Genomic DNA, 25,564 nt, shown 5'->3' on the forward strand with positions numbered 1-25,564 from the left:
CATTCCGAACCCGGAAGCTAAGCCCTCCAGCGCCGATGGTACTGCACTCGGGAGGGTGTGGGAGAGTAGGACACCGCCGGACAATCTTTCCAGTCGAGGGGCGCCCCAGCAGGGTCGGCCCTCGACTGCGTTAGCGTCCTTGGCGACGCACTCAGGAAGGATGTACCTGTGAGTTCAGGACCGCACGGCGGAGATCGCCCCCGTCGTTACGAGGACCGCGCCGAGCGTGGGCAGGGGCGCGATGACGCCCGCCGCGACGACCGTCCCTCGTACCGGGGCAGCCGCGACGACCGCTCGGGCGGCTCGCGCGGCGGCTACGGCGGTGACCGCCGCGAGGGTGGCTCCCAGTCGGGTTCCCGCGACGGCGGCTTCCGCAGCGGCCAGCGCGAGGGCGGTTCCCGCCGTGACGACCGTGAGGGCGGCTTCCGCGGCGGTGAGCGCCGCGAGGGTGGCTTCCGCAGCGGTGACCGTGAGGGCGGCTTCCGTGGCGGTGAGCGTCGCGAGGGCTTCCGCCGCGACGACCGGAGCACCGGCTTGCGCCGCGATGACCGCCAGGGCGGCCTCCGCGGTGGCGACCGTCGGGATGACCGTGACGGTGGCCCGCGCGGCGGTGACCGCCGCGAGGGGGGCTTCCGCCGGGACGGCGGAGCGCCGCGCGAGGGCGGTTTCCGTGGCGGGGACCGTGAGGGCGGTTTCCGTGGCGGGGAGCGCCGTGAGGGCGGCTTCCGTGGTGGCGAGCGCCGTGAAGGTGGTTTCCGTGGTGGCGAGCGCCGTGAGGGCGGTTTCCGTGGTGGCGACCGTGAGGGTGGCTTCCGTGGCGGGGAGCGCCGTGAGGGCGGCTTCCGCGGCGGGGAGCGCCGCGAGGGCGGCTTCCGTGGTGGCGACCGCGAAGGTGGCTTCCGTGGTGGCGACCGCGAAGGTGGCTTCCGTGGTGGCGACCGCGAAGGTGGCTTCCGTGGTGGCGAGCGCCGTGAGGGCGGTTTCCGTGGTGGCGACCGTGAGGGTGGCTTCCGTGGTGGCGAGCGCCGTGAGGGCGGTTTCCGTGGTGGCGACCGTGAGGGTGGCTTCCGTGGTGGCGAGCGCCGTGAGGGCGGCTTCCGCGGTGGCGACCGTGAGGGCGGCTTCCGCGGTGGCGACCGCGAGGGTGGCTTCCGTGGCGGCGAGCGCCGTGAAGGTGGTTTCCGTGGTGGCGAGCGCCGTGAGGGCGGCTTCCGCGGCGGCGACCGCGAAGGTGGCTTCCGTGGCGGCGAGCGCCGTGAGGGCGGCTTCCGTGGTGGCGAGCGCCGTGAGGGCGGCTTCCGTGGTGGCGAGCGCCGTGAGGGCGGCTTCCGCGGCGGCGACCGCGAGGGCGGCATCCGGGACGGCGAGCGCCGTGAGGGCTTCCGCCGTGACGGTGGGGCGCCGCGCGAGGGCGGCTTCCGTGGCGACCGCCGCGAGGGCGGTTTCCGGGGCGGGGAGCGCCGGGAGGGCGGCTACCGGGGCGACCGCCGCGAGGAGCGCGAGGGTGGGTTCCGTCGCGAGGACAACCGCGAGGGCGGTTTCCGGGGCGGCCGGGAGCGTACCGAGCGGGACGGGGAGCGCCGGGGCTACGGCGACCGGCCGCGTCGGGACGACGGCCGGCAGGGCGGCTTCGGGCCGCAGCGGGAACGGCGGGACGACCGGTTCGAGCGTGCCGAGGGGCGTACGGGCGAGCGGGCGGCGGAGCCGGCGCTGCCGGACGAGGTGGTCGCCAGCGACCTCGACTCCACCGTCCGGGCCGAGCTCCTGTCGCTGGCCAAGCCGGTGGCGGAGACCGTCGCCCGGCACCTGGTCGCGACCGGCCTGCTGATCGACGACGACCCGGCGGAGGCGCTGGCGCACGCCATGGCGGCCCGCCGGCTCGCCTCGCGGATCGCGGCGGTGCGGGAGGCGGTCGGGCTGGCCGCCTACCACGCCGGGGAGTGGCAGACCGCCATCGCCGAGCTGCGCACGTACCACCGGATGACTGGGCTGCAGAGCCACCTGGCGGTGCTGGCCGACTGCGAGCGGGCGCTGGGTCGCCCGGAGCGGGCGATCGACCTGTTCCGTGGCGCGGACCGGGAGAAGCTCGACCAGGCCGTCGCGATCGAGCTGCTGATCGTGGCCGCCGGGGCGCGGGGTGACCTCGGGCAGAAGGACGCGGCCGTGGCGATGCTCCAGGTGCGCGAGCTGACCACCGACTCGACCGAGGCGTGGGCCGGGCGGCTGCGCTACGCCTACGCGGACGCGCTGCTTGCCGTGGGCCGCCGCGAGGAGGCCCGGGAATGGTTCTCCCGGGCCGCCGACGTGGACGCCGAGGGCGAGACCGACGCCGCGGAGCGACTGCTGGAGCTCGACGGCGTGATCATCGAGGGCGACGACGAGGACGACGAGGAGTTGGCGGCCGGACCGGGTGCTCCGGGCGGCGTGCCGGCCCAGCCGGACGCCGACCTCACCGGCGGCTCCGCGGAGGACGCACTGGACCGCCGGGACGACGACGCGGACGACCTCGACGACGAGGACGACGACGAGGACGACGAGTTCGACGAGGACGACGAGTTCGACGAGGACGACGACCTCGACGGTGACGCGGCCGAGGACGCCGCCGGTGGCGACCGGGACGACATCGCCGACGACGAGGACGACGACCTGGACGACGACGACGTGGACAGCGACGCGCGGCTGCGCGGCGGGGACCTCGACGGCGCGGACCTCGAGGGCGAGTCCGCCGGTTACCGCGACCGCAACGCCGCCGACCTCGGCGACGACGAGCTGACCGACGCCACGGCCCGGTCGCTCGCGGACGACGCCACGGCGACCGGGGATGCCACGACGGCCGACCCGGCTGACGGACCCGGCGACGGCTCGCCGGCCCGTTCCGCCGAGGCGGGCGGTACGGCGGAGGCGCCCGGCACCGCCGAGACGGACCGCAGCGCGGAGGCGGACCGCCGGTGACCGAGAACGCCGGGGCACGGCTGGTCGACGGGTACACCCTGGTCGTCTTCGACCTGGACGGGGTGATCTATCTGATCGACCGGCCGATCCCCGGCGCGGTCGAGGCGGTCGCCCGGCTGCACGCCGACGGCCGGGCCGTGGCGTACGCGACGAACAACGCCTCGCGCCGCTCCAGCGAGGTGGCCGACCTGCTCACCGGCATGGGCGTGCCGGCCCGGCCGGAGGAGGTGCTCACCTCCGCCGCCGCGACCGCCGAACTGCTGCGCGACCGGCTGCCGGCCGGCGCGCCGGTGCTGGTTGTCGGGGCGGAGGCGCTGCGTGCGGAGCTGCGCGCCGTCGGCCTGTGCCCGGTGGCGACGGCCGACGAGGAGCCGGCCGCCGTGGCCCAGGGCTACGGCCCGCAGGTCGGGTGGGTCGACCTGGCCGAGGCGTCCCTGGCGGTCCGGGCCGGGGCGCCCTGGTACGCGACGAACACCGACCGGACGCTGCCCAGCCCGCGTGGCCCGTTACCGGGCAACGGTTCCCTGGTGGCGGTGCTGCGTACCGCCCTGGGCCGGGACCCGGACGTGGTGGTGGGCAAACCGGAACCGGCGCTCTTCGCCACCGCCGCCCGGCGCGCCGGCGAGGGGCGGACCCTGGTGGTCGGCGACCGGCTGGACACCGACATCGAGGGCGCCCGCCGGGCCGGGCTGGACAGCCTGCTGGTGCTCACCGGCGTCAGCGGCCTGCCCGAGCTGCTGGCCGCCCCGGAGGAGCGCCGACCGGCGTACGTCTCCGTCGACCTGGCCGGGCTCTTCAACCCGGCGGCGGTGGTCGGGGTGCCGGGCGCGCCGGACGGTGGCGGCTGGTCGGTGAAGGTGGCCGACGGCGGGCTGATCCTGGACGGCGCGGGACGCCCGCTCGACGCGCTCGCCGCGCTCTGCGCGGTGGCGTGGTCGACGGGCGTCGGCCCGCGGGTGCGGCCCGCGTCCCCGGCGGCGGCGGAGGCCCTCGCCGCGCTGGGCCGGCCCGACTGACCTCCCCGGGCGGCCGGGTCCGCTTGGGTCAGAGCAGCTTGCGGAGCTTCATCAGGTCGAACGGGTTCGCCTTGATGGACACCCGCCGGGCGGCGAGCGCCTTGGCGAGGTCGAGCTGGCCGTGCACCAGCGCGACCAGGTCGTCGCTGGTGGCGTTCAACGCGATCTTCGCCTTCGGGTCGTCGCCTTCGGTCAGGTCGACCAGCCGGCCGCCCTCCAGCTTGCCGTGGAACGCCGTGTCCAGGTCGGTGATCCGGCACACCAGGGTGCGGTCCAGGTCGATCCGCTCCTGCGCCTCCGCGTGGCCGTTCAGCCGGGCAGCCAGCTCCTGCAACGCCTGCCGGCACTCGTCCACGCTGGCCACATCGTCTCCTCACCACGCCACGCCGTTCTCCCCGGCACCGTACCGCAAGGGGACGTCCGGGGTGCCCGGTAGCGTGAACACCTGCACACCCCGCCCCGTGGAAGGACTCAGGCATGCAGGACGCGTGGCGCGCCTATCTCGAGCTGGCCATGGGCCTGACGGAGGCGCCCCGGAAGAAGGCCCAGGACACCGTGCGACGCGCGGTCGGCCAGGGCGGCGCCACCGCCGCCCAGCTCCAGGCGCTCGCCGAGGAGCTGGTCTCCACCGGCCTGGCGAACCGGGAGGCGCTGACCAAGCTGATCCGCTTCGAGGTGGACCGGGCGCTGGGCGCGGTCGGGCTGGCCACCGCCGACGAGGTCGCCGAGCTGACCCGCCGGGTGCACGAGCTGGAACGGCAGCTGCGCGAGGCGAGGACCGCCCCGACCCCGGCCGAACCGACCGCCGCGGCCCCGGTTTCCGCCCCGCCGGACCGGCCGGCGCCCACCCCCAGCAAGGCGGTGGCGAAGAAGGCCGTGGCGAAGAAGGCGATCGCGAAGAAGCCGGCCGCGACGGTGTCGCGTACCTCGGCCGAGGAGGCGCCGGTCAGGCCGGCGAAGAAGGCGGCCGGCCGCAAGCAGACCGGCGGTGCCGCGTCGTGACCGCCCCGTACCGCCCCGGGCCACCGCCGGGGGCACGGCCGGCGCCCGCCCCCGTCGAGGACGTGGGGGATGCCCGGCACCCGGCGGTGGACGCCGCGGTGCACGCCATGATCAACGCCGAGGCGCTCTCCCCGGCGGACCAGATCGCCCAGTACGAGGCGGCGTACGAGACGCTGCGCGAGACCCTGGCCAGCATCGACCAGGCCTGAGGAGAGGCGGAGAAGAACCACCCATGGCACGTCGTACCCGGCTGGATGCCGAACTCGTCCGCCGCGGCCTGGCCCGCTCCCGCGAGCAGGCCGCCGCGCTGGTGGAGGCCGGCCGCGTCCAGCTGCGGGGGGTGCCGGCCCGCAAGCCTGCCGCGATGGTCGACCCCGCCGACCCGCTGCTGGTCACCGGTGCCGATCCCACCGCCGAGTACGTCTCCCGCGGCGGCCACAAGCTGGCCGGGGCGCTCGCCGCGTTCGGCCGGGACGGGCTGACCGTCGCCGGCCGGCGCTGCCTGGACGCCGGCGCATCCACCGGCGGCTTCACCGACGTGCTGCTGCGCGCCGGCGCCGCCGAGGTGGTGGCGGTCGACGTCGGGTACGGGCAGCTGGCCTGGTCGCTGCGGAACGACGACCGGGTGCGCGTGCTCGAGCGCACCAACGTCCGTACCCTCACGCCGGAGGCCGTCGGCGGCGAGGTCGACCTGACGGTGGCGGACCTGTCGTTCATCAGCCTGCGGCTGGTGCTGCCGGCGTTGGCCGGCTGCACCACCCCCGCCGGCGACCTGGCGCTGATGGTCAAACCGCAGTTCGAGGTCGGCAAGGAGCGGGTCGGCGCCGGTGGCGTGGTCCGCGACCCGGAGTTGCGTGCGGAGGCGGTGCTCGACGTGGCCGCCGCGGCGGCGCAGCTCGGCCTGGGGCTGGCCGGCGTCGCGGCGAGTCCGCTGCCGGGGCCGAGCGGCAACGTCGAGTTCTTCGTATGGTTACGCCGGGACGCGCCCGCCGCGGACCCCGAGCGGGTCCGCGCGGTGGTGGCCGCCGGCCCGCAGGGCTTCCCGCCTCCGGCCGACGCGCCGGAGCCCACGACGGAGGAGGTGTCCGGGTGAGCCGAACCGCTCTGCTGGTGACGCACACCGGGCGTCGGCGCAGCACCGAGCACGCCCGGGCGGTGGCGGCGGACCTCATCGCGGCCGGCTTCGAGGTGCGGGTGGTGGCCGAGGAGGCCGACGATCTGGATCTGCCCGGCGTGGTGCCGGTGACCGGACTGGAGGCCGCCGAGGGCGCCGAGATCGTCTTCGCGCTGGGCGGGGACGGCACCTTCCTGCGCGCCGCCGAGCTGGCCCGACCGGCGAAGGCGCCGCTGCTCGGCATCAACCTCGGCAAGGTCGGCTTCCTCGCCGAGGCGGAGATCGACGACCTGGACAGCGCGGTACGCGACGTGGTCGGGCGCAACTACACCGTGGACGAACGGCTCACCCTGGACGTGACCGCGGAGTTCGACGGCGGCCCGACCATCGAGTCGTGGGCGCTGAACGAGATCAGCGTGGAGAAGGGCGAGCGGGCCCAGATGCTGGAGCTGCTGGTCGACGTGGACGGCCGGCCGCTGTCCCGGTACGGCTGCGACGGCGTGGTCTGCGCGACCCCGACCGGCTCCACCGCGTACGCGTTCTCCGGTGGCGGCCCGGTGGTCTGGCCGGAGGTGGAGGCGTTGCTGCTGGTGCCGATCAGCGCGCACGCGCTGTTCAGCCGCCCCCTGGTGACCGCGCCGACGTCCACCTTCGCGATCACGGTGGACCCGTTCACCACCCTCGCGGTGCTCTGCTGCGACGGGCGGCGGGTGTACGACCTGCCCCCGGGAGCCCGGGTCACCGTGCGCCGGGGTGCGCTGCCGGTGCGCATCGTCCGGCTCAAGGCGCGGCCGTTCACCGACCGGCTGGTCGCCAAGTTCGACCTGCCGGTGCAGGGCTGGCGGGGCAGCCGCCGCTGAGTGCGGGCTCAGCGGTCGGGGCGCACCGGCATCGTCCGGTCGGCGTACCCGTGCCGCGTCGCCAACGGGTTACCGTAGGGGCCTCCCCCGACGGCGGTGTGCCGCCGCCGGGGCCGGCAGCGACCGTCGAGTGGGCGGTCATCGGGGCGTACGGGCTGCGCTGAGGTGGAGTCCGGGCGGGGCGGTAGGCCCGTGTCCGCCCGGACGCGCGGCCCGGCGGCCGTGGGCCTGGCCAGGGGGTGGTCGGGACCGCGGCGGTCGGGGTGCCGGAGGAGTCGCGGGCCGGCCGCGGCGGGCGGACCGGTTGAGCCGGACCCGATCGGGTGTCGACCCCGATCAGGTCGGTGGATCGGCGAGCCGTCGCCGGAGGAAGCGACGGCTCACGAGCCGAGCGGCGAAGCGCTCGTCCGGCACCCCGGCCATCAGCCATACGGTCCCCGATCGGCAACCCGCCGGCCATCCGGCGGTCCGACCCCGGCCGGCCGTTGTCCACCTGGCGACATGTCGCCGATGCGGCAGGCCGCAGCTAGTGACCTTCCGATGATCTCCGTCGCAGACTCCGAGCGGTCGGTCTCCTGGGACCGGCCCTCGGAGTAGAGGAGCGCATCGCATGCACTGGCCCCCACGCTGGCTCGCCGCCGGCGCGGTCGGCGCGTTGGTGGTCGGGTTCGCCGCACCGGCGTCCGCCGACCCGCCCGCCCGGACCACCGCCCCGGCACCGGCCGCGTCCATCCCGGGCCCCGCGCCCGCCCGCATCACCCTCATCACCGGCGACCGGGTCGAGCTGGCCCAGGCGGCCCCCGGCCGGGTCGCCGCCACCGTCCACCCCGGCCCCGGCCGCGAGCGGATCCCCTTCCAGACCGTGTCGGCCGACGGCGGGCTGCGCGTCCTGCCCAGCGACGTCGTGCCGTACGTCTCCGCCGGGGTGCTCGACGCCGACCTGTTCGACGTGCAGAAGCTGGTCGCCGAGGGGTACGGCGACGCCGCGCAGGGCGCCCTGCCGCTGATCGTCCGCTACCAGGAGCCGGCCGTCGGCCGGCTCCGACCGCTGGCCGGGGCCACCGCCGCCCGGCCGCTCGAGAGCATCAACGGAGCGGCGCTGCGCGTCGCCAAGGGCGACCTCGGCCAGCTGTGGAGCACGCTGAAGGTCGCGCCGGCCGCGCGGACCGCGGCGAACGGGCCGGTGCGGCTCGGCGCCGGCATCGCCCGGGTCTGGCTGGACGGGCGGGTCCACCCGGCGCTGGAGCACAGCGTGCCGCAGATCGGGGCCCCCGCCGCCTGGGCGGCCGGCCGGGACGGCGCGGGCGTGCGGGTCGCGGTCCTCGACACCGGAGTCGACGCCACCCACCCCGACCTGGCCGGCCGGATCGCCGAGACGCAGGACTTCACCGGCGGCGGCAGCGCCCGTGACGGGCACGGCCACGGCACCCACGTGGCGGCCACCATCGCCGGCAGCGGCGCGGCGTCCGACGGGCTGCGCAAGGGCGTCGCGCCCGGCGCGAAGCTGCTGATCGGCAAGGTGCTCGACGACGGCGGCAGCGGCTACGACTCGGGGATCATCGCGGGCATGGAGTGGGCGGCCCACTCCGGCGCGAAGGTGATCAGCATGAGCCTCGGCGGCCCGGCCACCGACGGCACCGACCCGATGAGCCAGGCGGTCGACGACCTCACCGCCGAGACCGGCGCGCTGTTCGTGATCGCCGCCGGGAACGAGGGCGCGGCGGGCACCGTCGGGACGCCGGGCGCGGCCGCTGCGGCGCTCACCGTCGGCGCGGTGGACCGCGACGACAACCTGGCCGACTTCTCCAGCCGTGGTCCGCGCCTGGGCGACAACGGCCTGAAGCCGGAGATCACCGCGCCGGGCGTCGGCATCGTCGCCGCCCGCGCCGCCGGCACCGCCATGGGTACGCCGGTGGACGACGCGTACACGCGGGCGTCCGGGACGTCGATGGCGACCCCGCACGTCGCCGGCGCGGCGGCGATCCTCGCCCAGGAACACCCGGACTGGACCGCCGGGAAGCTCAAGGACGCGCTGGTCAGCACGACGAAGGCGAACCCCGCGCTGACCGTCTTCGAGCAGGGCGGCGGCCGGGTCGATGTGGCCCGCGCGCTGGGCCAGCGGGTGTACGGCTCGGCCACCGCCGACTTCGGCCGGCTGAACACCGGCGGTGTGGCGGTGGAGCGGACCGTGACGTACACCAACGGCACCGGCGCCGTGCAGACCCTGCGGCTGGCGCTGCAGCTGCGCAACCTGGACACCGGTGCGGCCGAGCCGGACGGGGTGTCGCTCGACGGCGCGGAGGTGACGGTGCCGGCCGGCGGCAGCGTGAACGTCCCGCTGCACGCCGACCCGGCGAAGCTGGACCGCGGGGTGTACGGCGGGTGGCTGGTGGCGACCGGTGCGGACGGTGTCGCCGTGCGGACCGCCATCGGCCTGACCCTCAGCGGCCCACTGCACTCCGTCACCATCAAGGCGCTGGACATGCAGGGACAGCCGGGCGGCGCACCGGTGGTGACCCTGTTCGGCGAGCACCGGGAGTCCGACCAGCTCGGCTACCTCTTCCGCGGGATGGAGTGGCAGGTGCAGGTCGAGGAGGGCCCGTACCTGCTGGAGGGGCTGATCGAGCACGGCGCCCCGCTGGACGAGCAGCTCACCCTGGTCACCGACCCCGAGCTGACCGTCGACCGGGACCTGACCCTGGTGCTCGACCCGCGCAAGGGCACGCCGGTGCGCATCGAGACGCCGAAGCCCAGCGAGCAGCGGGACACGCTCAGCTTCTACGAGCACCGCGTCTTCGGCAACGGCCGGCAGGTCGACCACGGCGTGATGGCGTTCAGCACGGTCCAGCAGGTGAACGTCACGCCGACCCGGCCGGTGCGCCAGGGCGAGTTCGAGTTCGCCTCCCGCTGGCAGCTGGTCGCGCCCATGGTGGACGCCCGGGTCAGCAACGTCTCCGGTCCGCTGGACATCAACCTGCTGGGCCGGTCGCCGGCCCCGGCCGGCCGGCGGAAGCTGCCGCTGGTCTGGGCGGGTGACGGCAGCGCCGCCGAGCTGGCCCGGGCCGGGGTTCGGGGCGCGGCCGCGCTGGTCGCCGGTAGCTACGACCGCGCCGAGGGGGACCAGATCGCCGACGCCACGGCGGCCGGCGCCGCGATGGTGCTCATCGTCCGTCCGGCGGACCGGAGCGCATGGACGGTCTGGCGTCCGGACGGGGACCGGCTGCCGATTCCGTCGTTGGTGGTCGCGTACGACGACGGGCAGCCGATGATCGCGGCGGCGAAGAGCGGCCGGGCCACCCTGGACGTGACGCTGACCGTGGACAGCCCCTACCTCTACGACGTGTGGCAGGTGTCGCAGGGACGGGTCCCGGATCGGATCCTGCACCGGGTCACCGCGGACAACACCGCCGAGGTGACCGCCCGCTACGCCGACACCGGCGGATTCGACTGGGCCAGCGAGCAGCGGTTCGGGTGGCGTCCCTGGCAGCAGTACTCGTGGAACGACGACCAGCGGATGGTGCATACCGGCACCGTGCGGCAGGAGTTCGTCAGCGCCGGGGACTCCTGGTGGCAGCAGCGGGTGCTGCACCGCCTCCCCTGGTCCGACTGGGGCCCGCTGGTCGGCGGGCTCGTCCAGCCGCCCCGGCGGTACGCCGCCGACGACCGGGTCACCGAGACCTGGCACGGCGCGGTGGTCCGGCCGGCCGTGCCGGCGGGCGGCGGGGCGCCGGTGCCCACGCGTACCGGCGACACCCTGAACCTGCGGGTGGCCGAGTTCGTCGACGCGGACGGCCACTCCGGACCGGCCCGGTTCAGCGAGGAGTGGGACAGGGTGCAGGCCCGGCTGAGCCGGGACGGGGAGCAGATCGCCGACCTCTCCCGCGACTGGGCACCGGTGCCGACCACCCCGGGTGCGGCCCGCTACCGGCTGGACCTCAGCACCGAGCGGTCCTCCGAGGAGTGGCGCTGGGCCACGCGTACCGAGACGGCGTGGCAGTTCACCTCGGCCCGGCCGGCCGGGGACGCCGCCCAGCCGCTGCCGCTGCTGCAGGTGGACTACCAGGTCCCCGCCGACCTGCACGGCGAGGTGCCCGGCGGCCGACCGCACCAGCTCGGGCTGACCGTGCGCCAGCCGGCCGGCGTGCCGGCGCCGACCGGCGTCGGGATGCGGGTCGAGGTGTCCTTCGACGCCGGGCGGACCTGGCAGTCGGTGCCGGTCCACGGCTCGGGCACCCGGTTCACCGCCATGGTGCCGGCCGGGCACGGCACGGTGTCGTTGCGGGTGCACGCCGATGACCGCGCCGGCAACAGCGTCGACCAGACCGTGCTCGACGCGTACGGGCTGCGCTGACGGGGGACGGGGCGGGGCGGCTCCCGGCCGTCCCGCCCCGTCGCCTCAGATCCAGCCCCGGCGGGCGGCCTGGAAGGCAAGCCCCGGCCGGGTGTCCACGCCGGCGACGGTCATCAGGTCGGCCAGCCGCCGCTGCACGGTACGGCGGCTCACCCCCAGCTGGGAGGCGATGGACTTGTCCGGGACGCCGGCCACGAACAGGGCGAGCAGCCGAACCTCGTCGGGGTCCGGCCGGTAGCCGTCGACGGCCGGCCCGTCGACCGGCGGGGCGGACGAGCGCAGCGGCGTGGATATCCGCCAGTAACTCTCGAAGAGGGCGATCAGCGCGTCGAGCAGTTGGCTGCGGCCGATCACCGCGGCGCTCGGTTCGCCGCTCTCCCGGTCCGGCACCAGCGGGCAGATCGCCGTCCGGCCGTCCACGATGGCCAGCCGCACCGGCAGCCGGTCCAGCACCCGGGCCTGCTCTCCGGCGCGTACGCCCCGCTCGATGTCCTCGAGCCCGCCCGGTTCGAGGAGCATCTCGCGCTCGTAGATGGCCCGGTAGCGCACCCCGCGGGCCAGCGCGTCGAACTCTTCGACGTTGTCCTGGCCGGGCATGGCCAGCGGGTTGGCCCGGCAGAACCAGAGCACCTCGACCCGGGCGCCGTTCTGCGCGTCCCGCAGGCGCTCGCGGAGCACCCGCGCCCCGGTGATCACCTCCACCAGGTGGTCGGCGTCGTGCCGCCGCATCCCGGCGCGGTACTCCTCGGTCAGCTGGGTGACCGCCGCGCGGGCCGCCTCCAGCGCCTCCTGCCGGCGCAGCAGCGCCTCACCGAGCGGGACGTCGGGGGCCAGCGGCCGCAGCGGCGCGTCCGGCTCCGGCCCGATCGGCAGCACCAGCCCCTTGCCACGCAGGGCCTCGAGCTGCGCGACGACCTCCGCGCGCGGCCGGCGGAGCCGCTCGACGAGCTCCTCGACCCGGGCCGTGGTGAGCTGGACGAGGGAGCGGTACAGCTCCTCCTCGCCGGGGGTCAGGCCGATCACGTCCAACACGGGGCAGAACTGTACGACGTCGAGCGCCGTGCCCCGATGCGGCGTTGCCGGCTGGTCAACTGTCGGGGGCCGCGTCTACTGTCAGGTGCTGTGCTGGAAGAGCTGCGCATCACCGGACTGGGCGTCATCGAGGACACCACGCTGCCGTTGACCGGCGGGATGAACGTCATCACCGGGGAGACCGGTGCGGGCAAGACCATGGTGGTGACCGGCCTCGGCCTGCTCTTCGGCGGCCGGGCCGACGCCGGTCGGGTGCGCGCCGAACCGGGCCGCGCGGTGGTCGAGGGGCGGCTGCGCCTGCTCGGCCGGGTGGCCGAGACGGTGCACGCCCGGGTCACCGACGCCGGCGGCGAGCCCGACGAGGACGGCTCGCTGCTGCTGAGCCGTACGGTCACCGTGGAGGGCCGCTCGCGGGCGCATCTGGGCGGCCGGAGCATGCCGGTGTCGATGCTCGGCGAGGTGGGCGAGCAGGTGGTGGCGGTGCACGGCCAGTCCGACCAGCTCCGGCTGCTGCGCCCGGCCGAGCAGCGGGCCGCGCTGGACCGGTTCGCCGGCCCGGGGCACGAGAAGCTGCTCGACGCGCTGCGCGAGGCGTACACCCGGTGGCGGGCGGTGGTCGACGACCTGGCCGACCGGCGGCGCAACGCCCGCGAGCGCAACCAGGAGGCCGACCTGCTCCGCCTCGGCCTCGACGAGATCACCCGGGTGGACCCGCAGCCCGGCGAGGACGACGAGCTGAAGGCGGAGGCGCAGCGCCTGGAGCACGCCGAGGGGCTGCGCACCGCGGCCCAGCTCGCCCAGCAGTGCGTGGCCGGCGGGGTCGAGGCGGCCGACGACACTCCCGACGCCACCGCGCTGCTCGGCACCGCCCGGCGCACCCTGGAGGCGCAGGCCGGCACCGACCCGGCGCTCGGCGAGCTGGCCGTCCGGCTGGAGGAGGCGGCCACCCTGGTCGCCGACGTCTCCGCGGAGCTCTCCGCGTACCTGGCCGCGCTGGACGCCGACCCGGCCCGCCTGCAGGCCGTCTACGAGCGGCGGGCCGCACTGCGCGGGCTGACCCGCAAGTACGCCGACGACGTTGACGGGGTGATCGCCTGGGCCGAGCGGGCCCGCACCCGACTGTCCGACCTGGACACCTCCGACGAGCTGCTCGACGAGCTGGAGAAGGAGTCGTCCCGGCTGGCCGGAGAGGTGGCCGAGCTGGCCGGGCGGGTCGCCAGCTCGCGTCAGGAGGCGGCGGTCCGCTTCGCCGAGCAGGTCACCGTCGAGCTGGCCGGGCTGGCCATGCCGCACGCCCGGATCGAGGTGGCGGTGCTGCCGCGCCCGGTGGGGCGGGCCGAGCCGAGCCTGTCGGTCAACGGGGTGGAGGCCGGCGTCGGCCCGGACGGCGCCGACGAGGTGGAGTTGCGCCTGCTGGCTCACCCGGGCGCGCCCGCGCTGCCGTTGCAGCGGGGCGCCTCCGGCGGTGAGCTGTCCCGGGTGATGCTCGCCATCGAGGTGGTCTTCGCCGGTTCCGGTGGCCCGCCCACCCTGGTCTTCGACGAGGTCGACGCGGGCGTCGGCGGCCAGGCCGCGGTGGAGATCGGCCGGCGGCTCGCCCGGCTGGCCCGCAGTCACCAGGTCCTCGTGGTCACCCACCTGCCGCAGGTCGCCGCGTTCGCCGACCGGCACCTCGTGGTGGCCAAGGACACCGGGGGAGCGGTGACCACCAGTGGGGTACGTGTGGTGGAGGACACCGAGCGGGCCCGGGAGTTGGCCCGGATGCTCGCGGGTTTGCCCGATTCCGATCTGGGTATCGCCCATGCCGAGGAACTCCTGGCCGTGGCGGCCAAGGAAAGGCGCCCGTGATCCCCGGATTGTGAGCGCAAGCACACCAGCGTGCGCCGTGGTGTGCTTCCCTGGGTAGGCGGCCCTGCTCAGGCATGTCGCGACAGCAATACCTGCCTCACATGCCAGGATGGTCACGATGCGTCTACCCACGTTGCGCCGGACCCGGAGCGCGGACCCGGGCTCAGTCCTCGGCACCGCGCGCCTCGACCGCCGGACGAAGCGGCTGGTCGGCCGGCTCCGGCCCGGGGACATCGCGGTCATCGACCACGTCGACCTGGACCGGGTGGCGGCCGACTCGCTGGTCGCCGTCGGGGTCGCCGCCGTGCTCAACGCCAAGCCCTCGGTCTCCGGGCGGTACCCGAACCTGGGCCCCGAGGTGCTGATCTCCGCCGGTATCCCGCTCCTGGACGACCTCGGCGAGAGTGTCTTCGAGCAGATCCGCGAGGGCGACCAGGTCCGGATCGAGGGGAACACGGTCTACGTCGGCGAGGAGCCGGTGTCGCACGGCGCGCTCCAGGACGCCGAGACGGTGGCCAAGTCGATGGCCGACGCCCGGGAGGGGCTGTCGGTGCAGTTGGAGGCGTTCGCCGCCAACACGATGGACTACCTCAAGCAGGAACGCGACCTGCTGCTCGACGGCGTCGGCGTACCGGACATCGAGACCCAGGTCCAGGGCCGGCACTGCCTGATCGTGGTCCGGGGATACGACTACAAGGCCGACCTGGACGTGCTGCGCCCGTACATCCGGGAGTTCAAGCCGGTGCTGATCGGCGTGGACGGCGGCGCCGACGCGCTGGTCGAGGCCGGCTACACCCCCGACATGATCATCGGTGACATGGACTCGGTCACCGACGACGTGCTGCGCTGCGGCGCCGAGGTGGTCGTGCACGCCTACCCGGACGGCCGGGCGCCCGGCCTCGCCCGGGTGACCGCCCTCGGTGTGCCGGCGATCACCTTCCCGGCCGCGGCCACCAGCGAGGACCTGGCCATGCTGCTGGCCGACGAGAAGGGCGCCTCGCTGCTGGTGGCCGTCGGCACCCACGCCACCCTGGTGGAGTTCCTCGACAAGGGCCGGGGCGGCATGGCCTCGACCTTCCTGACCCGGTTGAAGGTGGGCGGCAAGCTGGTCGACGCCAAGGGGGTGAGCCGCCTCTACCGCCAGGGCATCTCCGGCTCCTCCCTGCTGCTGCTGGTCCTGTCGGCGGTGGCCGCGATGGCCTCCGCGGTGGCGGTCTCCACGGTCGGGAAGGCGTATTTGGGCGTGGTCTCCGAATGGTGGGACAATTTTGTGTTCCAACTCGGCCAGCTCTTCTAGCCCCCGACCGATCAAGAGGCTGCAAGCGTGATCAATTTCCGCTACCACGTGGTGTCCCTGACCGCGGTCTTCCTGGCGTTGGCGATCGGCCTGGTGGTCGGCACGGCCGCCCTGAACGGGCCGGTCGCCGACTCGCTCAAGGAGAACGTCAACGCGCTGCGCAAGGACAACCAGCAGATGCGCCAGACGGTCAACAGCCTCCAGAAGGAACTGGACATGGAGGAGGACTTCGCCGCCCAGACGGCGCCGCTCATCCTCCCCGGCAAGCTGGCCGGCCGCCGGGTGCTGGTGGTCAGCCTGTCCACCGGCCGGGAGCACACCGAGGGCGTGGTGAAGATGCTCCAGCTCGCCGGGGCCAATGTCACCGGCCGGATCGACATCCAGGACAAGTTCATCAGCCCGGACAGCGCGACCAACAACAACCTGCTGGAGCTGGCCGTCACCGCCGCCCGCCCCAACAGCGTGCCCACCGGCAACCTGCCGGGCAACGGGCACGGCGTGGAGACCTCCAGCGCCCTGCTGGCCAGCGTCCTGCTGGACCGGCCGGCGGGCAGCCCGCCGGTCACCGACGCCGATCGGAAGGTGGTTCTGCAGACGTACGCGACCGCCGGGTACCTCACCTCGGAGAACAACAAGGTCGCGGGGCCGGCCGAGGCGGTCGTGCTGGTCACCGGGCAGCCGTACGTCGACAAGGACTCGGCGAAGAAGGACGAGTCGGTGGTGAAGATCGCCGAGCAGTTCGACCACAACGGCGCGCTCGTGGTCGGCGGCATGGGCTCGGCCGGCGGCAACGTGGTCGCCGTGGTCCGGGGCGACCCGGTGCTCTCGCAGACCATCTCGACCGTCGACAACGCCAACACCGTGCAGGGTCAGGTCGTCACCACGCTCGCCCTGGTGCAGCAGCTGACCGAGAAGAAGTCCGGCCAGTACGGTGTCGGTGACAACGCCGCGGGCGGGCTGCTGCCTAAACTGCCGCAGTGACCGAGCGGGCGTCCGCTCTGCACCGCGTCGCGCTGGGTATCCGGATCGGAGGAGTCGCGTGAGACTGGGTCGGCTGCTGGCCGTCGGCGCGGGGGCGGTAGCCGCCCGCTACGTGCTGCGGGCGGTGGGTACATCGCCAGGCGCGCCGGCGCTCGAGCGCACCAACTTCCGCGGTCGCACAGTCACCCTGGCCGCCGGTCCGGCCCTGGCCGTCGGGGCCGCCACCGCGGGCGCACTCGGCGCGGGCAGCGCCCCTGCCGGCGCCGCCGCCCTGGTCGCCGGCGTGGGCGCCGGCACGGTCGGGCTGTACGACGACGTCGTCGGCGCGCGCCCCGAGCAGAAGGCGGCCAAGGGCTTCGCCGGGCACCTGGCCGCGCTGCGCGAGGGCCGGGTCACCGCCGGACTCGTGAAGATCGTCGGGGTGGGGGCGGCCGGCCTCGGCGCGGCCGTGCTGCTGGCCGCCGACCGCCGGGTCGCCGCCCATCCCCGCCGGCAGCGCGCCGGCGCCTTCGGCCGCGGGCTGGACGTGCTGCTCGGCGCCGGCGTGGTGGCCGGTACCGCCAACCTGGTCAACCTGCTCGACCTGCGCCCCGGCCGGGCGCTCAAGTCGGGGATGCTGCTCGGCGCGCCGCTGTCCACCGGCCCGTACGGCGGCATCGCCGCAGGCGCGGTCGGGGCCGCCGCCGGGCTGATCCGGGACGACCTCGACGAGCGGGTGATGCTGGGCGACAGCGGCGCGAACGCGCTCGGCGCGCTGCTCGGGGTGAGCCTGGCCGCGCGTACCGGGCCACTGGGCCGGGCGGGAGTCCTCGCCGTGCTCGCCGCCCTCACCGCCGCCAGCGAGAAGGTCAGCTTCACCCAGGTGATCCAGCAGACCCCGGGACTGCGGGAACTCGACGCGCTGGGCCGACTCGACGCCTGACGTGACGAAACCGGCCCCCCTCGCCGGCGCCGGCCGGGTGGCCGGAGCGGCCGCACTCATCGCCGTCCTCACCGTGGTCAGCCGGCTCGCCGGCTTCGGCCGGACCGCCGTCTTCACCTGGGTTGTTGAGCGCAGCGACCTCGGCGGCATGTACGTGATCGCCAACACGGTCCCGAACATCATCTTCGAGATCGTCGCCGGTGGTGCCCTCGCCAGCCTCGTCGTGCCGCTGCTGGCCCGACCGGTCGAGGCCGGCGATCGCCGCGAGGTGGCTGCCATCACCGGAGCCCTCTTGACCTGGACGCTGACCCTCCTCGTGCCGCTTGCCGTCCTGGTCGCACTGCTGGCCGGCCCGATTGTCGGGCTGCTCAGCGAGGGCCGCTCACCGGCCGAGCTGGCTGCGGGTGCCCGGATGCTGCGGGTCTTCGCCCCGCAGCTGCCGCTGTACGGCGTTGGCATCGTGCTGACTGGCGTGCTCCAGGCACACCGGCGGTTCGCCTGGCCGGTGATCGCCCCGCTGCTGTCCAGCGTCACGGTCATCCTCGCCTACGTCGCCTTCGGCGTCGTCGAAGGGCGGGACGTCAGCGTGGCCCGGGTCAGCGGCCCAGGCGAGCTGATCTTGTCGGGGGGCACCACCATCGGGGTGGTGGTGCTGTCGCTGTCGCTGCTGGTGCCGCTGAGCCGGCTGCGGCTGCGGCTACGACCCGGGTACGCCTTTCCGGCCGAGGCCCGGATGAAGGTCGGCGGGCTGGCCGTGGCGGGCGCGGTGGCGGTGACCGCCCAGCAACTGGCTCTGGCGGTGATTCTGAAGCGGGTTTCCGGCGGCCCGGTCGGTTCCCCCCAGGTCTACAACCTGGCGCAGACGATGTACCTGCTGCCGTGGTCGGTCCTGGCCGTGCCGCTGGCGGTGGCGGCCTACCCAACTCTCGCTGCTGCCGCTGTCGGCGGGGACGATGCGGGGTACCGGCAGACGCTGGCATCCGCCACGCGAGGCGTGTTGTTGTTCAGCTGTCTGGGTGCGGCGGCTCTGGTTGGCACCGCCGAGGCGGTGGGCCATTTCTTCCCGCTCGGGGCCGGGACGGCGGCGGCCATCGTCGGCTTTGCGCCCGGCCTGATCGGCTACGGGCTTTTCGCGGTCCTGTCGCGGGCGCTCTACGCGCGCGGCGCGACCCGGTCGGCCACCGCCGCGATCACGATCGGCTGGCTGGCCGTCCCGGTGGCGGCCGTGCCGCTGTCGGCAATGCTGCACCAGGGCGACCGGGTGCTCGCGGTCACCCTGGCCAACTCGGTCGGGATGTTGCTGCTCGGCGGCCTGCTGCTCGCTGCCGTGCTCCGCTCCGCCGGCCGGGCCGCCCTAGCCGGCGTCGGTCGGGCCGGGGCCGCCGGCCTGCTCGCCGCTGCGGTCGCGGGGCTCGGCGGGGCCGCCACCGCCCGCTGGCTCGCCGGCCTCGGGACCCCGACGGCATCCGGGGCGCTCGTGCAGGGCATGCTGTCCGGGGCCGTGGTCGGCGCCCTGTTCCTCGCCGTAGCCTGGCTGACCGATGCGCGGGACGTGCGGCCGATGCTCACGGCCGTGACCCGTCGGCTCGGGCGGCGACGACGGCCGGCCGTCGACACGCCGGAGGAGCAACGCCCCCCGGAGCGGGGCGACGGGAAGGAGACTCTTACCCGGTGAGCGCGAGGAGTGGCCGGGTTTGCGAGCCCCGCAGTCGCGAACGGAGGGCAGGCACGGTGAGCGCGAGGAGTGAGCCGGGTTTGCGAGCCCCGCAGTCGCGAACGGAGGGGGCGTAATGACGGGCGCCTCGGCGGCGCCGCGGTGGCCCGGCTCGGTCGCCCTGGTGCTCGCCTCCAGCACCGGCGGGGTGGGGCAGCACATCCGCTCGGTGGCCCGCGGCCTGACCGCCGCCGGTGCGTCCGTGCTGGTCTGCGGCCCGGCCGCCACCCAGGACCAGTTCGACTTCACCGGGGTGGGTGCCCGGTTCGCGCCGGTGGAGATCCCGGCCAGCCCCACGCCGGCCGACGCGCGGGCGGTCGCCGCGCTGCGCCGGGCGCTGTCCGGCGCCGAGGTTGACGTCGTGCACGCCCACGGGCTGCGGGCCGGCTTGGTCGCCGTCCTCGCCCGGCCGGCCGCCCCGCTGGTGGTCACCTGGCACAACGCCGTCCTCGCCGGCGGGCTGCGCGGCCGGCTGTCCCGGCTCGCCGAGCGGATCGTGGCCCGCTCCGTGCGGGTCGCCCTGGGCGCCTCCGACGACCTGGTGGCGCGGGCCGCCGCGCTGGGCGCCGCCGACGCCCGCCTCGCCCCGGTCGCCGCGCCGACGCTGCCGCCGCCGCGCCGCCGCCGGGCCGCCGTCCGCGCCGAGTTCGGGGTCGCCGCCGACCGCCCGCTCATCCTCTCCGTGGGCCGGCTGCACCCGCAGAAGCGGTACGACATCCTGGTCGATGCCGCCGCCCGGTGGCGTACCCGGAACCCGGCGCCGGTGGTGGTGATCGCCGGCAGTGGGCCCGCGTACCTCCAGCTCGCCGCGCGGATCTCGGCCGCCCGGGCCCCGGTGACCCTGCTCGGGCACCGCACTGACGTGGCCGACCTGCTCGCCGGCGCCGACCTCGCCGTGGTGACCAGCGACTGGGAGGCCCGGCAGCTGTTCGCCCAGGAGGCGTTGCGCGCCGGCGTACCGCTGGTGGCGACCGCCGTCGGTGGCCTGCCGGAGCTGGTCGGCGACGGCGCGGTGCTGATCCCGGCGGGCGACGTCGACGCGGTGGACACGGCGGTGCGCGCCCTGCTGGACGACGAGGCCGGGCGGACCGACCTGGCCCGCCGCGGCGCCGCCCGGGCGGCGACCTGGCCGACCGAGGCGGACACGGTGGCCACCCTGGCCGCCCTCTACGCCGAACTGGCGCCCGAGCTGTCAACGGGGACCCGGTGATGCTGCGTCGACTGACCCCGGTCCTGCTGACCCTGCTGGTGGTGGTGCTCGGCGTCACCGCGCTGACCGCCCGGCCGCAGCACGGCAGCCCCGGCCGCAGCGCCGACTTCGTGGTGCTGGCCGGGGTGGCCGGGCTGCGCTGGGACGACGTGGACCCGGAGACCACCCCCACCCTGTGGCGGATGGCGGAGGAGGGCTCCATCGGCTCCCTCTCGGTACGCTCCGCGCACCGGCCCACCTGCCCGGTCGACGGTTGGCTCACCCTCGGCGCGGGCAACTTCGCCGCCTGGAACGGCAGCCGCCCGGCAGGTGGCTGCCCGGCCGCCGGAGTGACCGTCGAGCGGCCCGACAGCCTCGGCGCCAACCTGCCCGACCAGGAGAGCGTCGTCGCGTACAACCAGGACAAGCTCGCCTGGGGGGCCACCCCGGGCGCGCTGCCCGAGTCCGTGCGCTGCTCGGTGGCGGTCGGGCCGGGTGCCGCGGTGGCCGCCGCCCGCCCGTTCGGCCGGGTCGACCGGTACGAGCCGGTCCTGCCCGCCGCTCCGGCCCGGCTGCTCGGCTCGTGCGTGCTGAGCATCGTCGACCTGGGCAGCGTCGACGGTGAGAACCCGGCGACCCGGACCGCCCAGGCCCGGCAGGTGGACGCCCAGCTCGCCCGGGTGCTCGCCGCCCGGCCGCCCCGCTCGGCGGTGCTGGTCGCCGGCGTCGGCGACACCGAGGCGCCGTCCCGGCTGCAGGTGGCCATCGCCCACGGTCCGGGCTGGGAGCGGGGCTGGCTGACCTCGCCGAGCACCGGCCGGGAGGGCTACCTGCAACTGGTCGACCTGGCCCCGACCGCCCTGGCCGCGCTGGGCCGGCCGATGCCCGAGCGGCTCTTCCTCGGCCGGCCCGCTGTGTCGGTCGGCGGCCGGCCGGACGACCTGCGTGCCGCGATCGACGCGCCGGCCGACGCGGACCGCGAGGCGGCCGCCCAGCGCCGCGTCGCCGGCTGGTTCTTCGGCCTGCTCGCGGCCGCCCAGGTGGCCCTCGCCGTCGCGGTGCTGCCCCTGCTGCGCCGGGCCCGCCGGCATGCCGGCCCGCACGGACCCGAACCGGTGTCCCGGCGGGTGGTGGCGGTCGTGGAACTGCTGCTGATCGCCGCCGCACTCGCCGTGCCGGCCGCCCTGCTCGCCGATGCGGCGCCGTGGTGGCGGGGGGAGTACGCCGGCTGGTGGTTCGGCCTGGTGACCGTCCTGCTGATCGTCGGTGGCACGGCCGCCGTCCGGTTCAGTCCGGGCTACGAGCGCACCCTCGGCCCGCTCGGCGCGGTGGCCGGCCTGGCCGCGCTGGTGGTCGGGGTGGACGTGCTCACCGGCTCCCGGTTGCAGCTCAACGGCGTGATCGGATACTCCGCCCTGGAGGGCGGCCGGTACACCGGGCTGGGCACCGTCGGGCTCGGCGTGTTCGTCGCCGGCTCGCTGCTCTGCGGCGGCTGGCTGGCGCAGCGCGTGCCCCGGGCCTGGCGCCTGATGATGATGGTCGCGGTCGGCGGCGCCGCCGTGGTCGTCGTGGGCAGCCCGTATCTGGGGGCGGACTCGACCGGCGCGATCGCGCTCACCGCCGGGGTGAGCGTCGCCGCCGCGATCTGCACCGGTGGCTGGCTGACCGTGAGCCGGCTGGCCTGGGCCACCATGGCCGCGCTGGCGCTGACCATCGGCTACGCGGTCGTCGACCTGCGCCGCCCGGCGGTCGAGCGGGGCAGCGTCGGCCGTTTCCTGGCGGCGCTCGGCGACGGCACCGGCGGGCTCACCGTGCACCGCTCCAGCGCCGCCAACCTGCAGACCCTGGTGGACAGCCCGCTCACCGTGCTGGCCCTGGCCGGTGCCGCGCTGGTCTGGCTGGCCCTGCTCCAGCCCTGGGGCGGGCTGATGCGGCTGTTCGGCATCTACCCGGCGATCCGGGCGGCGATGGCCGGCACCGGCGTGGCCGCCGGCATCGGCGGGGTGCTGGGCGGTTCGGCGCTGGACGTGGCCGGGGCGGCAGGTGCCCTGGTGGTGCCGATGGCGGCCCTGGCGGCCCTGCGGGTGCTCGACCATTCCACCGACCGCACCCAGCCGGGCAGCGGCCGGCCGGGCGACGAGAGCGGGCTGCGGCCGGGCGGCCCCGGTGACGACGGGGACCATGTCAGGAGCGGGCACCCGCCCCGAACCGCCGACCCGGGTGCCGACGACGGCGGCGGTTCCGGCGCCTCGGAAACCGACGAGGGCACGCAGGCCCGGGCCGACGCGCGCCCGGCCCGGGTGCCCGCCCCGGCCCGCCCGGCATCGACGGAGGTCCCCACGGCGTGAGCCGGACCCGGCTTCACGTGCGCCGACGCCGGGTGCCACGCCGGTCCGGGCCGGGAAACGTGTTACCGTGGAATCCCGTGGATCGCGTGATCACTTCGGTGGTCGGCACGGCGGTTCGCACGACCGCTACGGACGACACGGGAGCAGGCCTTGGCCCCTTCAGCACGGACGACCAGGCACATTTTCGTCACCGGGGGCGTCGCCTCCTCGCTGGGTAAGGGCCTCACCGCCTCCAGCCTCGGCACCCTGCTGACCGCGCGCGGGCTGCGCGTGGTGATGCAGAAGCTCGACCCGTACCTCAACGTCGACCCGGGAACGATGAACCCGTTCCAGCACGGCGAGGTCTTCGTCACCGAGGACGGCGCCGAGACCGACCTCGACGTCGGCCACTACGAGCGGTTCCTCGACCGGGACCTGTCCGGCAAGGCGAACGTCACCACCGGGCAGATCTACTCGGCCGTGATCGCCAAGGAGCGGCGCGGCGAGTACCTCGGCGACACCGTCCAGGTCATCCCGCACATCACCAACGAGATCAAGTCGCGGATCCTCGGCATGGGTGAGCCGGACGCCGACGGCCAGGTGCCCGACATCGTGATCACCGAGGTCGGCGGTACGGTCGGCGACATCGAGTCGCTGCCGTTCCTCGAGGCGATCCGTCAGGTCCGCCACGACCTGGGCCGGGACAACTGCTTCTACCTGCACGTCTCGCTGGTGCCCTACCTGGCGCCGTCCGGCGAGCTGAAGACCAAGCCGACCCAGCACTCGGTGGCGCAGCTGCGCAGCATCGGTATCCAGCCGGACGCCCTGGTGCTGCGCTGCGACCGGGACATCCCGGACAAGGTCAAGGAGAAGCTCTCCCTCTACTGCGACGTGGACCGGGAAGCGGTCACCGCCGCCCCCGACGCGCCGAGCATCTACGACATCCCCAAGGTGCTGCACCGTGAGGGCCTCGACGCGTACGTGGTGCGCCGGCTCGGCGTCTCGTTCCGTGACGTCGACTGGTCCCGCTGGGACGACCTGCTGGAGCGGGTGCACCAGCCGCAGCACACGGTGACCGTGGCGCTGGTCGGCAAGTACGTCGACCTGCCCGACGCGTACCTGTCGGTGAGCGAGGCGATCCGGGCCGCCGGTTTCGGCCACCGGGCCCGGGTGCAGCTGCGCTGGGTGCCGAGCGACGACTGCGTCACCCCGGCCGGGGCGGCCGCCGCGCTGGCCGGCGTGGACGGCATCGTCATCCCGGGCGGGTTCGGCGTCCGCGGCATCGAGGGCAAGATCGGCACCGCCCGGTACGCCCGGGAGAACGGCGTCCCGCTGCTCGGCCTCTGCCTCGGCCTGCAGTGCATGACCATCGAGGTGGCCCGCCACCTGGCCGGCCTGGACGGGGCGAACTCGCTGGAGTTCGACGAGGAGGCCCGGCACCCGGTCATCGCCACCATGGCCGACCAGGAGGACATCGTCGCCGGCAAGGGCGACCTGGGCGGCACCATGCGCCTCGGGGCGTACCCGGCGAAGCTGGCCGAGGGCTCGCTGGTCGCCGAGGCGTACGGCAGCACCGAGGTCAGCGAGCGGCACCGGCACCGGTACGAGGTGAACAACGCCTACCGCGACCAGCTCACCAAGGCCGGCCTGCAGATCTCGGGCACCTCGCCGGACGGGCGGCTGGTCGAGTTCATCGAGCTGGACCGGAAGCTGCACCCGTTCTTCGTGGCCACCCAGGCGCACCCGGAGCTGAAGAGCCGGCCGACCCGGCCGCACCCGCTGTTCGCCGCGTTCGTCAAGGCCGCCGTCGCGTACTCCCAGGCCGATCAGCTTCCGGTCGACCTGGCGACCGCCCCGCCGGAGGCCGCAGCCGCGAAGGCGAGCCGCAACGGCGCCGCCGCCGCGGCGAAGGCGACGTCCGCGCCGTGAGCGAGCGGAGCGAGCGAGCCAGCAGGTGCAGCGGCGCGGCGCCTCGCGCCGCCGTGGAGCGGAGCGAGGGGGCGGCGTGAGCGCGGTCGAGCACCGGTACGAGGTGACCGCGCACCGGGAGATCTGGTCCGGCCGGATCTTCCAGGTGGTCAGCGACGACGTCACCATGCCGGGCGGCGGCACCGCGACCCGCGACTACGTCACCCACGTCGGCGCGGTGGCCGTGGTGGCGCTCGACGACGCCGGCCAGGTGGTGCTGATCCGGCAGTACCGGCACCCGGTCGGCCGGCACCTGTGGGAGCTGCCGGCCGGGCTGATGGACGTCAGCGGCGAGGACCTGGCCGCCGCGGCGGCCCGGGAACTGGCCGAGGAGGCCGACCTGACCGCCGGGACCATCGACGTCCTGGTCGACCTGCACAGCTCGCCCGGCTTCTCCAACGAGGTGGTCCGGGTCTTCCTGGCCCGCGATCTCGCCGACGTGCCCGCCGACCAGCGGCACGATCGGCGCGACGAGGAGGCCGACCTGCAGGTGGTCCGGGTCGGGCTCGACGAGGCGGTGCGGATGGTGCTGGCCGGCGAGATCACCAACGCGGCCTGCGTGGCCGGGGTGCTCGCCGCCGCCCGGGCCCAGGAGACCGGCTTCACCGAGCTGCGCCGGCCGGGGGCGCCGCTGCCCCGCTGAGCCGGATCGGACAGACAGCGGGGCCGCGCGGTGGTGACACCGCGCGGCCCCGCTCGTCGATGCCGGCGCTCAGTCGCGCAGCGGGCGTCCCTGGCCGTCGACACCGCCGTTGACCAGGATCAGGATGCCGTCGACGAGGCCCCAGATCGCACCGAAGCCGCAGGTCACCAGGGTCACCACGAGCTGGATCACGCCGATCTTGACATCGCCCATGTAGAACCGGCCGATACCGAAACCGCCAAGGAGGATCTGCAGGATGCCGGCGACGATCTTGCTCTTGTCCGAGACACCCTGCGGGGGGTACTGCTGGTAAGGAGTGGTCATGAGCGGACACCCTAGTGATCCAGA

The 25,564-nt window shown here is 75.2% G+C and carries 19 protein-coding genes, 1 rRNA gene and 1 pseudogene; 17 read left to right on the forward strand and 4 right to left on the reverse strand.

The genetic code is table 11. The annotated features are described in order from the left end of the window. A 5S ribosomal RNA gene (gene rrf, locus ACFYM6_RS32230) occupies positions 1-82 on the forward strand; the annotation flags it as partial. 92 nt (positions 83-174) lie between these two features. On the opposite strand, the gene ACFYM6_RS32235 is transcribed toward rrf, so the two are convergent. Further along, complete coding sequence (locus tag ACFYM6_RS32235; RefSeq protein WP_387281243.1) at positions 175-1,806, reverse strand: hypothetical protein; 1,632 nt, start codon at positions 1,804-1,806, stop codon at positions 175-177. Between ACFYM6_RS32235 and ACFYM6_RS32240 the strand changes: the two are divergent. Both ACFYM6_RS32240 and ACFYM6_RS32245 read left to right on the forward strand, forming a co-directional pair. Continuing rightward, positions 1,783-2,512: pseudogene (locus tag ACFYM6_RS32240) on the forward strand (hypothetical protein); the annotation flags it as partial. The gene ACFYM6_RS32235 and the pseudogene ACFYM6_RS32240 sit on opposite strands and share 24 nt — an antisense overlap. Positions 2,513-2,948: 436 nt before the next feature. Then, positions 2,949-3,968 carry an HAD-IIA family hydrolase gene (locus ACFYM6_RS32245; protein WP_387281244.1) on the forward strand — a complete coding sequence of 340 codons (1,020 nt, stop codon included), beginning with the start codon at positions 2,949-2,951 and terminating at the stop codon, positions 3,966-3,968. Positions 3,969-3,996: 28 nt separating this feature from the next. On the opposite strand, the gene ACFYM6_RS32250 is transcribed toward ACFYM6_RS32245, so the two are convergent. Continuing rightward, on the reverse strand, positions 3,997-4,332 hold the full coding sequence (locus ACFYM6_RS32250) for an alkyl sulfatase C-terminal domain-containing protein (protein WP_387281245.1): 336 nt from the start codon (positions 4,330-4,332) through the stop codon (positions 3,997-3,999). A gap of 113 nt (positions 4,333-4,445) precedes the next feature. Between ACFYM6_RS32250 and ACFYM6_RS32255 the strand changes: the two genes are divergently transcribed. The 5 genes from ACFYM6_RS32255 (at position 4,446) to ACFYM6_RS32275 (ending at position 11,295) form a co-directional block, all read left to right on the forward strand. Then, positions 4,446-4,970 carry a hypothetical protein gene (locus ACFYM6_RS32255; protein WP_387281246.1) on the forward strand — a complete coding sequence of 175 codons (525 nt, stop codon included), beginning with the start codon at positions 4,446-4,448 and terminating at the stop codon, positions 4,968-4,970. Further along, the gene (locus tag ACFYM6_RS32260; RefSeq protein ID WP_387281247.1) at positions 4,967-5,179 is read left to right on the forward strand and encodes a hypothetical protein; all 213 of its coding nucleotides are present in this window, start codon (positions 4,967-4,969) and stop codon (positions 5,177-5,179) included. The genes ACFYM6_RS32255 and ACFYM6_RS32260 overlap by 4 nt, the downstream gene beginning before the upstream one ends. Positions 5,180-5,202: 23 nt before the next feature. Further along, positions 5,203-6,063 (forward strand): TlyA family RNA methyltransferase, encoded by an 861-nt coding sequence (locus tag ACFYM6_RS32265; protein WP_387281248.1) that lies wholly within the window; start codon positions 5,203-5,205, stop codon positions 6,061-6,063. Next, positions 6,060-6,944, forward strand: a complete 885-nt coding sequence (locus ACFYM6_RS32270) for an NAD kinase (RefSeq protein ID WP_073833321.1) — start codon at positions 6,060-6,062, stop codon at positions 6,942-6,944. The genes ACFYM6_RS32265 and ACFYM6_RS32270 overlap by 4 nt, the downstream gene beginning before the upstream one ends. Before the next feature lie 610 nt (positions 6,945-7,554). Beyond that, on the forward strand, positions 7,555-11,295 hold the full coding sequence (locus ACFYM6_RS32275; protein WP_387281249.1) for a S8 family serine peptidase: 3,741 nt from the start codon (positions 7,555-7,557) through the stop codon (positions 11,293-11,295). Between the two features lie 45 nt (positions 11,296-11,340). Here the strand turns inward: ACFYM6_RS32275 and ACFYM6_RS32280 are convergent, their stop codons facing one another. After that, positions 11,341-12,327 carry a helix-turn-helix domain-containing protein gene (locus ACFYM6_RS32280; RefSeq protein WP_387281250.1) on the reverse strand — a complete coding sequence of 329 codons (987 nt, stop codon included), beginning with the start codon at positions 12,325-12,327 and terminating at the stop codon, positions 11,341-11,343. Positions 12,328-12,417: 90 nt separating this feature from the next. Here ACFYM6_RS32280 and recN point away from each other — a divergent pair, with 90 nt between their 5' ends. The 9 genes from recN (at position 12,418) to ACFYM6_RS32325 (ending at position 25,216) form a co-directional block, all read left to right on the forward strand. Further along, a complete protein-coding gene (gene recN, locus ACFYM6_RS32285; RefSeq protein WP_387281251.1) occupies positions 12,418-14,175 on the forward strand; it encodes a DNA repair protein RecN in 1,758 nt (585 codons plus the stop codon). Between the two features lie 118 nt (positions 14,176-14,293). Beyond that, a complete protein-coding gene (gene steA / locus ACFYM6_RS32290; protein ID WP_387281252.1) occupies positions 14,294-15,472 on the forward strand; it encodes a putative cytokinetic ring protein SteA in 1,179 nt (392 codons plus the stop codon). Positions 15,473-15,499: 27 nt separating this feature from the next. Then, a complete protein-coding gene (locus ACFYM6_RS32295; RefSeq protein WP_387281253.1) occupies positions 15,500-16,453 on the forward strand; it encodes a copper transporter in 954 nt (317 codons plus the stop codon). A 58-nt stretch (positions 16,454-16,511) separates the two neighbouring features. Next, entirely contained in the window at positions 16,512-17,375 is an 864-nt protein-coding gene (locus ACFYM6_RS32300; protein WP_387281254.1) for a hypothetical protein, read from the forward strand. A gap of 1 nt (position 17,376) precedes the next feature. Beyond that, entirely contained in the window at positions 17,377-19,050 is a 1,674-nt protein-coding gene (gene murJ, locus ACFYM6_RS32305; protein ID WP_387281255.1) for a murein biosynthesis integral membrane protein MurJ, read from the forward strand. A 115-nt stretch (positions 19,051-19,165) separates the two neighbouring features. Next, positions 19,166-20,299, forward strand: a complete 1,134-nt coding sequence (locus ACFYM6_RS32310; RefSeq protein WP_387281256.1) for a glycosyltransferase family 4 protein — start codon at positions 19,166-19,168, stop codon at positions 20,297-20,299. Then, positions 20,299-22,626 carry a hypothetical protein gene (locus tag ACFYM6_RS32315; RefSeq protein ID WP_387281257.1) on the forward strand — a complete coding sequence of 776 codons (2,328 nt, stop codon included), beginning with the start codon at positions 20,299-20,301 and terminating at the stop codon, positions 22,624-22,626. The genes ACFYM6_RS32310 and ACFYM6_RS32315 overlap by 1 nt, the downstream gene beginning before the upstream one ends. A 150-nt stretch (positions 22,627-22,776) precedes the next feature. Next, positions 22,777-24,534, forward strand: a complete 1,758-nt coding sequence (locus tag ACFYM6_RS32320; protein WP_387281258.1) for a CTP synthase — start codon at positions 22,777-22,779, stop codon at positions 24,532-24,534. 76 nt (positions 24,535-24,610) lie between these two features. Further along, positions 24,611-25,216 carry an NUDIX domain-containing protein gene (locus ACFYM6_RS32325; RefSeq protein ID WP_387281259.1) on the forward strand — a complete coding sequence of 202 codons (606 nt, stop codon included), beginning with the start codon at positions 24,611-24,613 and terminating at the stop codon, positions 25,214-25,216. A gap of 69 nt (positions 25,217-25,285) precedes the next feature. On the opposite strand, the gene ACFYM6_RS32330 is transcribed toward ACFYM6_RS32325, so the two are convergent. Continuing rightward, positions 25,286-25,540: a TM2 domain-containing protein gene (locus ACFYM6_RS32330; RefSeq protein WP_083673085.1), complete on the reverse strand. Its 255-nt coding sequence runs from the start codon at positions 25,538-25,540 to the stop codon at positions 25,286-25,288. Positions 25,541-25,564: the final 24 nt, after the last annotated feature.

This window comes from Micromonospora sp. NPDC006431, assembly GCF_042870725.1.
Classification (GTDB): Bacteria; Actinomycetota; Actinomycetes; order Mycobacteriales; family Micromonosporaceae; genus Micromonospora.